The organism is Aminobacter sp. P4_H6_2, from assembly GCF_056400805.1.
On sequence record NZ_JBFUKO010000227.1, the window covers coordinates 1 to 7,969 of the forward strand.

Consider the following 7,969-nt stretch of genomic DNA (forward strand, 5'->3'; position numbering starts at 1 on the left):
GCTGCATCCTGCGCGGCGACGATTCTCGTGGCGAGTTCTACTCGATCGCGGTTTCGAACGGCTACCAGCAGGTCGACTCCGGCACCAAGATGATCCATCTCGGCAAGAACACGTCGAGCCGCATCATCTCCAAGGGCATCGCCGCCGGCTTCTCGCAGAACACCTATCGTGGCCAGGTCTCGGCGCACCGCAAGGCGACCAATGCCCGCAATTTCACCCAGTGCGACAGCTTGCTGATCGGCAACCAGTGCGGCGCCCATACCGTGCCCTACATCGAAGCCAAGAACGCAACCGCGCAGTTCGAGCACGAGGCGACCACCTCCAAGATCTCCGACGACCAGAAGTTCTACGTCATGCAGCGCGGCATTCCCGAGGAGGAAGCGATTGCGCTGATCGTCAACGGCTTCGTCAAGGAAGTGATCCAGGAACTGCCGATGGAGTTCGCCGTCGAGGCGCAGAAGCTGATCGGCATCAGCCTTGAAGGCTCGGTCGGCTGACCGGCGATAGAGATTTAGAAAGAAAAAAGATGCTTGAGATCAAGAACCTGCATGCCCGTATCGCCGAGAGCGGCACAGAGATCATCCGCGGCCTGAACCTAACGGTGAAGGCTGGCGAAGTCGCCGCCATCATGGGTCCCAACGGCTCGGGAAAATCGACGCTGTCTTACATCCTCGCCGGTCGCGACGACTACGAGGTGACCGAGGGCGACATCCTCTACAACGGCGAGTCGATCCTGGAGATGGATCCGGCCGAGCGCGCCGCCAAGGGCCTGTTCCTGGCGTTCCAGTATCCGATGGAGATACCGGGCGTCGCCACGATGGAGTTCCTCAAGGTCGCGATGAATTCGCAGCGCAAGGCGCGTGGCGAGGAGCCGCTCAAGATCCCTGATTTCATCAAGCGCGTGAAGGATGCCGCCAGCACGCTGGAGATGGACTTCAACATGCTCAAGCGTCCGGTCAATGTCGGCTTCTCCGGCGGCGAAAAGAAGCGCGCCGAAATCCTGCAGATGAAGCTTCTCGAGCCGAAGCTGTGCGTCCTCGACGAGACCGACTCCGGCCTCGACATCGATGCGCTCAAGATCGTCTCCGACGGCGTCAATGCGCTCCGTTCGCCCGATCGCGCCATCATCGTCATCACCCACTATCAGCGCCTGCTCGACCACATCGTGCCCGATACGGTCCACGTGCTCTACAAGGGCCAGGTCATCAAGTCGGGCGACAAGTCGCTGGCGCTCGAACTCGAGGAAAACGGCTACGCCGGGATCATCGAAGAGGCGGCTTGAGGTGTCGGTCATGAACATGCTTGCTACAGTCCAGCGGACCCCGGCGGAGGCGGCGATCATCGACGCCTTCGGCGAGCGGCTTTCGCTCCTGCCCGGTGACGGCGCCGTCATGGTCAAGCGCGACAATGCGATTGAGCAGATCAAGGCTGGCCTGCCGACCCGCCGTGTCGAATCCTGGCACTACACCGACCTGCGTCGCCTTCTGACTTCGGTGCCGGCCTTCGACGCCAGCGCCGCTGGCAAGGCGATTGCGCCTCTACTCGAAGGTTCGACCGTGCTTTCGATCATCAATGGCGTTTCGGCAGCCACGCCGAACGTTGATGGCGTTTCGTTCCAGCGTCTCGGCGACAAGCTCGTCGATGGCAGCTATGCGCCCGCGCTAGTCACCTACGGCAGCGACGACGCGGTCGGCGCGCTCAACACCGCCTTTGTCGCCGACGGCTATTTCGTCGACATCGAAGACGGTGCTCAGGTGGAAAAGCCGATCGAACTGCAGAATATCCAGGCCGGCGGCCAGGTACATGTACGCCTGCCTGTGCGTGTCGGGACGGGCGCCAAGGCGACCATCGTCGAGCGCCAGACCGGCGAGGGCGCAGGCCTCGTCAGTTCGGTCAGCCAGTTGCTGCTTGGCGACGATGCCGAGGTGTTGTGGCTGATCGTTCAGGATCAGCCTGAGACGGCGACCCATCTCGCACAGTTCAAGGCCGAGCTCGGCAAGAACTCCAAGCTCACGCTGTTCGTGATGAATGCCGGCGGCAAGCTCGTGCGCCAGGAAGTCATCGTCAAGGCTTCAGGCGAAGGCGCCGATTTCAAGCTGCGCGGCGTCAACCTGCTTTCCGGCGACACGCACGTCGACGTCACCATGGTGCTCGACCACACCGTGCCGCACACCTCGTCGACCGAAGTGGTGCGCAATGTCGTCACCGGCCGCGCCAAAGGCGTGTTCCAGGGCCGCATCAACGTCCATCAGATGGCGCAGAAAACCGACGCCCGCATGGCCTGCAACACGCTGTTGCTGTCCGATGATGGCGAGTTCTCGACCAAGCCCGAGCTCGAAATCTTCGCCGACGATGTGGCTTGCGGCCATGGCGCGACTGTCACCGAGATCGACCGCAACCATCTCTTCTATCTGATGGCGCGCGGCATCGATGAAAAGACTGCTCGCGGTCTCCTGGTCCGGGCGTTCCTGGCCGAGGTCATCGAGGAACTCGAAGACGAAACGGTCGTCAAGCCGTTGGAAGAGTTGCTGACCAGCTGGTTTGCGACGCACGCCTGACCTGATCCTTCTCCCCGCTCGCGGGGAGAAGCTGCTGCTCGAATGAAGGCATGGGAACTTGTTGATGGATCAGAAGGTCGAAGACAGCATCTACGACGTCGAGGCGATCCGCCGCGATTTCCCCATCCTGTCGCGCGAAGTCTACGGCAAGCCGCTCGTCTATCTCGACAATGGCGCCTCGGCGCAGAAACCGCAAATCGTGATCGACACGATCAGCCATGCCTATTCCAACGAATACGCCAATGTGCACCRTGGCCTGCACTTCCTGTCGAATGCCGCCACCGAAGCGTATGAAAAGGCACGCGAAAGCGTTCGCCGCTTCCTCAATGCCGGCAGCGCTGAAGAGATCGTCTTCACCAAGTCGGCCACCGAGGCGATGAACACCGTCGCCTATGGTTTCGGCATGCCGAACATCGGCGAGGGCGACGAGATCGTGCTGTCGATCATGGAGCATCACTCCAACATCGTTCCGTGGCACTTCATCCGCGAGCGCCAGGGCGCCAAGCTGGTCTGGGTGCCTGTCGATGATCTTGGCGCCTTCCACATCGAGGAGTTCGAAAAGCGTTTGACCGACCGGACCAAGCTGGTCGCCATCACGCATATGTCGAATGCGCTCGGCACAGTGACGCCGATCAAGGAGATCTGCCGCATCGCCCATGCACGCGGCATTCCAGTGCTGGTCGACGGCAGTCAGGCTGCCGTGCACATGCCGGTCGACGTGCGCGACCTCGACGCGGATTTCTACGTTCTGACGGGTCACAAGGTCTACGGGCCATCAGGCATCGGCGTGCTCTACGGCAAGCGCGAGATGCTGGAGAAGATGCGGCCCTTCCAGGGCGGCGGTGAGATGATCGTCGAGGTGACCGAAGACAACGTCACCTACAACGAGCCGCCGCACCGCTTCGAGGCCGGCACACCCCCGATCGTCCAGGCGATCGGCTTGGGAGCCGCGCTCGACTACATGGACAGCATCGGCCGCGAGCGCATTGCAGCGCATGAGGCGACGCTGCGCGACTATGCCCATGAACGCCTGCGGGCCATCAATTCGCTGCGCATTTTCGGCGATGCGCCGGGCAAGGGCGCGATCGTTTCTTTCGAGTTGCAGGGCATCCACGCCCATGACGTCTCGATGGTTATCGACCGCCAGGGCGTTGCCGTACGCGCCGGCACTCATTGCGCCCAGCCGCTGTTGAAACGCTTCGGCGTAACCTCCACATGCAGGGCGTCGTTCGGCATGTACAATACGAAGGCCGAGATTGACGTTTTGGCCGAAGCGCTTGAAAAAGCGCGTAAATTCTTCGGGTGAGCACCATGGAAGACGCTATCGCCGCCACAGTTGACGACACCGCGCCGGACACGGCGGGAAACGGTATCGCTTCGGCCTCGGCCATCCCAGCTGACGACCTTGCGCGGCTGACGGACGATATCGTCTCGGCGCTGAAGACGGTCTATGACCCGGAAATCCCCGCTGACATCTACGAACTCGGCCTGATCTACAAGATCGACATTGAAGACGACCGCACCGTCAAGATCGACATGACGCTGACCGCACCAGGCTGCCCGGTCGCAGGCGAAATGCCCGGCTGGGTGCAGAACGCCGTCGGCGCTGTCGAAGGCGTGTCGGGCRTGGAGGTCACCATGACCTTCGATCCGCCGTGGACGCCCGATCGCATGTCGGAAGAAGCGCAGGTTGCGGTCGGCTGGTACTGAGCCTTTGCTGTGGTGAGGCTTGCATGCGAATGCGATCTTCACCATCTTGGTTTGAGATGAAACATTCCGCGGGCCTTGAACCCGTCGATGAATGGAGACTGGAATGGGACGCTTCRCCGTCATCAGCATGACCGAAAAAGCCGCCGACCGGGTGCGCGAGATCATGGCCACGCGCGAAAACGCGCAAGGCATTCGTCTTGGCATCAAGAAGGGTGGTTGTGCCGGCATGGAATATACGGTCGATCTGGTGACCGAGCCGAACCCCAAGGACGACCACATCGAGCGCGACGGCGCCCATGTCTATGTCGCGCCCGAGGCGGCTTTGTTCCTGTTCGGCACTCAGATGGATTTCGAGACCACGGCATTGCGCACCGGCTTCACCTTCAGCAATCCGAACCAGAGTTCGGCCTGTGGCTGCGGCGAATCGGTCGAGCTGAAGCCTGCCGACCTCAAGGCACTGGCCGAGGCGCGCGCCCAGGGCGCGGCCTGACCGGCGCTCAGTCCACCCACAAGCCGTGACGCTTGTGCCAGTCATCGATTGAATCTGGCGGGTAGAGGTCGAATACCGTGTCTCCAGGCCGGATGTCGGGCTCCACCCAGGATGCCTTGTACTTCAGCATCAGGTGAACGCGGTTCGGCGCCTTGGGCAGGTCGGTATCGATCGCCGAGGCGAAGGGATGCACCAGCTCTGGCCAGGTCGGGTCATAAAGCCACATCGCGGCCCCGCATTGCCGGCAAAAGCGCCGTTCGCCTGTGGACGCTTCCGGCTGTTGACGCTCATCGTCATGGATTGTCGCCCGGTACAGTCCCAGAAAGCTGTTGCCCACCACCTTCAGCGTGGCGGAGAGTGCGCCCAGGTTGATGGCATAACCGCCGCCGCCCTGCTGCTTGCGGCAAATGGAGCAATAGCAGAGTTGATAGGGCACCGGCGTGTGGCTCTGCACCTCGAAGCGGACCACCCCACAGCGACATGACCCCTTGAGCAGCATCGGCATCGGTGCTTTCCTTTCCCTTTTTGGCTTGCATGCTAACAGCAATGCAGGGAGCCGTGATGACCGAAGCCGACATTGTCGATCTCTTCGCCGGCCTCGGACCCGTCAGCGTGCGCAGGATGTTCGGCGGCAAAGGCATTTATCATGACGGCGTGATCGTGGCGATCGAGCTCCGAGGCGAGCTTATGCTGAAAGGCGATGCCGAATGCGCGCCCGATTTCGAGGCAGCGGGTTGCCGGCAGTGGACCTACACCGGTTCCAGACACGGCAAGACAGTGGCGATGCCTTACTGGACCGTTCCCGACAGCGCGGTCGACGATCCTGACGAAATGGCGATCTGGGCGCGCAAGGCCTATGAAGCCGGGCTGAGGGCCAAGAAGTAGCCCTACATCGCGCCGGGCGGCACGAAGAAGCAGTTCTCGTGCTCTTCGGTCGGATGCAGGCAGATATGGTATTGGCCGTCCTGCGATGGAATTTCCGAACCATAGGGGACGAAATATCGGTTCGGGTGTGTGACTTTGCGATGATCGCCGGGGTTTAGGACGATTGTCCAGCCACCGTCGCGCTCGACAACCGCACTTCCCGGTATGTTCTGGCACTCGCCGCGGTTGGTGTCACCGTGGCAGCAGGCAAGCGGGTAGCTCCAGTCAGACTGCGCCTGGTGCGCGTCTGAGACTGGCGTGCCCGCGATGGTGGCAATCAGCAGAGCTGTGCATCGTCGGCAGCAACAGACTACCCGTCGCGGCGGAGCCGGCTGTCTGGAAAGGCGGAGGCCGAAAGACATCGCGCACTCCATCTGCCGATCCGCGCATTTGCGGACCGGCAAATCCTACGATGATCTACCCTCCTAAGATATTAGCAGCAACTAATCTTAGTGCCAAATGTCGCGACAGGCAGCGCTCAGCGATTGCCAGCCAGCGAGATCGCGACCTTCGCGGCCAGGCGCGCATTGTTCTCGACCAGCGCGATGTTGGTCTTGAGACTGGCGCCATTGGTCAGTTCGAGGATCTTAGCCAGCAGGAACGGCGTCACCGCCTTGCCTGAGATATTCTGGGCTTCAGCTGCCTTTTGTGCTGCCTCGATATAGCCGGCCATCTTTTCGGTCGGGATCTCGTCGCTTTCAGGCACCGGGTTCGCCACCAGCATGCCGCCATCGAGCCCAAGAGCCGCGCGCGTCTCATAGAGGCGGGCGATCTTTTCCGCCGCATCCAGCCTGAGCGGTRCCGCATAGGGCGACTTGCGTGACCAGAAGGCGGGAACGATGTCGRAGCCGAAGGCAACGACCGGAACGCCGCGCGTTTCCAGCACTTCCAGCGTCTTTTCGATGTCGAGAATGGCCTTGGCGCCGGCCGAAACCACGATGACGGGCGTGCGCGCCAGCTCGTCCAGATCGGCAGAGATGTCGAAGCTCTTTTCAGCTCCCTTGTGCACGCCGCCGATGCCGCCGGTGGCAAAAACCTTGATGCCGACCAGATGAGCCGCAATCATCGTTGCGGCGACCGTGGTGCCGCCGGTGCGGCCTTCGGCAACGGCAAAGGCCATGTCGGCGCGCGACAGCTTCATCGCCCCGCCGGTCATGGCCAGCGACTCGCGCTCGCCGTCGGACAGGCCGATCTTGATGCGGCCGTTGATGACGGCAATGGTCGCCGGAACCGCACCACCGTCGGCGATGATCTTTTCGACATTGGCCGCCATCGCGCTGTTGTCGGGATAAGGCATGCCATGCGTGATGATGGTGCTTTCGAGCGCAACGACCGGCTTGCCTGCCGCGAGTGCGGCGGCAACAGGGGGGTGGACGTCGATGAAGGGGCGGGCGGTCTCTAGCGTCATGGTGATCTCCTTGGGCGCGTCATGCCATTTCCGAGGCTTGCGGCACAAGGGCCAGCACCGCGTCGAAGGCTGTTTGGTCGAGTGCGGGCACAGCCGAAGCGCTCTCGATGGCCAATACCGCTGCGGCAATGCCATGCCTGAGGGCACCATCAAGTGGCAGGCCGCGCAGCAGTGCCACCGTCGTAGCACCGGCGAGCGCATCGCCTGCGCCAGTAACGTCGACCACCCGCCGAGGGGCGGGGGGCGAAACGACCAAAAGCCCTTGCGTGTCATAGGCAAAGACCGAGCTGCCGCCTGCGGTCACGACGCCGCGCCGCAACCCCGCTGTCATGAGGCCGCGTGCGATCTCGGCCGGATCGGCATCCGTATCGGTGCCAGCGAGAACGGCCGCCTCGCGCCGGTTCATGAACAGGCACGACAGTCCGTCGAGGATAGGCCTCAGCCGCACAGCCTTGGCCGGCGAAATGGCAATGGCAAACAGCGGGGTCGTACCCACAACCTCCGCCAGGCGCCAAAGGGCCGCCTCGGGCAGGTTGGCATCGCAAAGCACGGCGTCGACCTTGCCGATCGCCTCGCGCAGTTTGGCGCGGCGCATCTGCTTGGGAAAGGCGAGTTCGTAGAGCCCCATGTCGGCAAGGGCGGCCACCACGTCGCCGTCGCGGTCCAGTAGCGCGGTATAGCTCGGCGTCGCGCGGTCGAGGAACACCGCCGACAGGTCGGCGATGCCGTTGGCCAGGATTTCCGCGGCAACGGCCTCGCCGGCCGCATCGCCGCCGCGCACCGACATCAGGGAACCCACGGCACCTCGCCGTACAGCGCCGCGCAGCGCATTGAACGCCCCGCCGCCGACCTCCTCGCTCATGGCGCCTGGGATCGAGG

10 protein-coding genes are annotated in these 7,969 nt (G+C 62.6%); 7 read left to right on the forward strand and 3 right to left on the reverse strand.

What is annotated here, in order from left to right:
* The 6 genes from AC1DUU_RS16715 to sufA form a co-directional block, all read left to right on the forward strand.
* Positions 1-497 (forward strand): SufD family Fe-S cluster assembly protein (locus AC1DUU_RS16715; RefSeq protein ID WP_476784529.1); only part of this gene is annotated, 497 nt, incomplete at its 5' end.
* Between the two features lie 29 nt (positions 498-526).
* Positions 527-1,282, forward strand: a complete 756-nt coding sequence (gene sufC, locus AC1DUU_RS16720; protein WP_214385125.1) for a Fe-S cluster assembly ATPase SufC — start codon at positions 527-529, stop codon at positions 1,280-1,282.
* Positions 1,283-1,292: 10 nt separating this feature from the next.
* Entirely contained in the window at positions 1,293-2,558 is a 1,266-nt protein-coding gene (sufD, locus tag AC1DUU_RS16725; RefSeq protein WP_476784530.1) for a Fe-S cluster assembly protein SufD, read from the forward strand.
* 64 nt (positions 2,559-2,622) lie between these two features.
* A complete protein-coding gene (locus tag AC1DUU_RS16730; RefSeq protein WP_476784531.1) occupies positions 2,623-3,864 on the forward strand; it encodes a cysteine desulfurase in 1,242 nt (413 codons plus the stop codon).
* A 5-nt stretch (positions 3,865-3,869) separates the two neighbouring features.
* Positions 3,870-4,268 (forward strand): SUF system Fe-S cluster assembly protein, encoded by a 399-nt coding sequence (locus tag AC1DUU_RS16735; protein ID WP_476784532.1) that lies wholly within the window; start codon positions 3,870-3,872, stop codon positions 4,266-4,268.
* A 103-nt stretch (positions 4,269-4,371) separates the two neighbouring features.
* A complete protein-coding gene (gene sufA / locus AC1DUU_RS16740; protein WP_476784533.1) occupies positions 4,372-4,758 on the forward strand; it encodes a Fe-S cluster assembly scaffold SufA in 387 nt (128 codons plus the stop codon).
* Positions 4,759-4,765: 7 nt separating this feature from the next.
* Here the strand turns inward: sufA and AC1DUU_RS16745 are convergent, their stop codons facing one another.
* Entirely contained in the window at positions 4,766-5,263 is a 498-nt protein-coding gene (locus AC1DUU_RS16745) for a GFA family protein (protein ID WP_476784534.1), read from the reverse strand.
* A gap of 56 nt (positions 5,264-5,319) precedes the next feature.
* Here AC1DUU_RS16745 and AC1DUU_RS16750 point away from each other — a divergent pair, with 56 nt between their 5' ends.
* On the forward strand, positions 5,320-5,643 hold the full coding sequence (locus AC1DUU_RS16750; RefSeq protein ID WP_476784535.1) for a TfoX/Sxy family protein: 324 nt from the start codon (positions 5,320-5,322) through the stop codon (positions 5,641-5,643).
* A gap of 517 nt (positions 5,644-6,160) precedes the next feature.
* On the opposite strand, the gene AC1DUU_RS16755 is transcribed toward AC1DUU_RS16750, so the two are convergent.
* Both AC1DUU_RS16755 and AC1DUU_RS16760 read right to left on the reverse strand, forming a co-directional pair.
* A complete protein-coding gene (locus tag AC1DUU_RS16755; protein ID WP_476784536.1) occupies positions 6,161-7,090 on the reverse strand; it encodes a pseudouridine-5'-phosphate glycosidase in 930 nt (309 codons plus the stop codon).
* A 19-nt stretch (positions 7,091-7,109) separates the two neighbouring features.
* Positions 7,110-7,969 (reverse strand): carbohydrate kinase family protein (locus tag AC1DUU_RS16760; protein ID WP_476784537.1); only part of this gene is annotated, 860 nt, incomplete at its 5' end.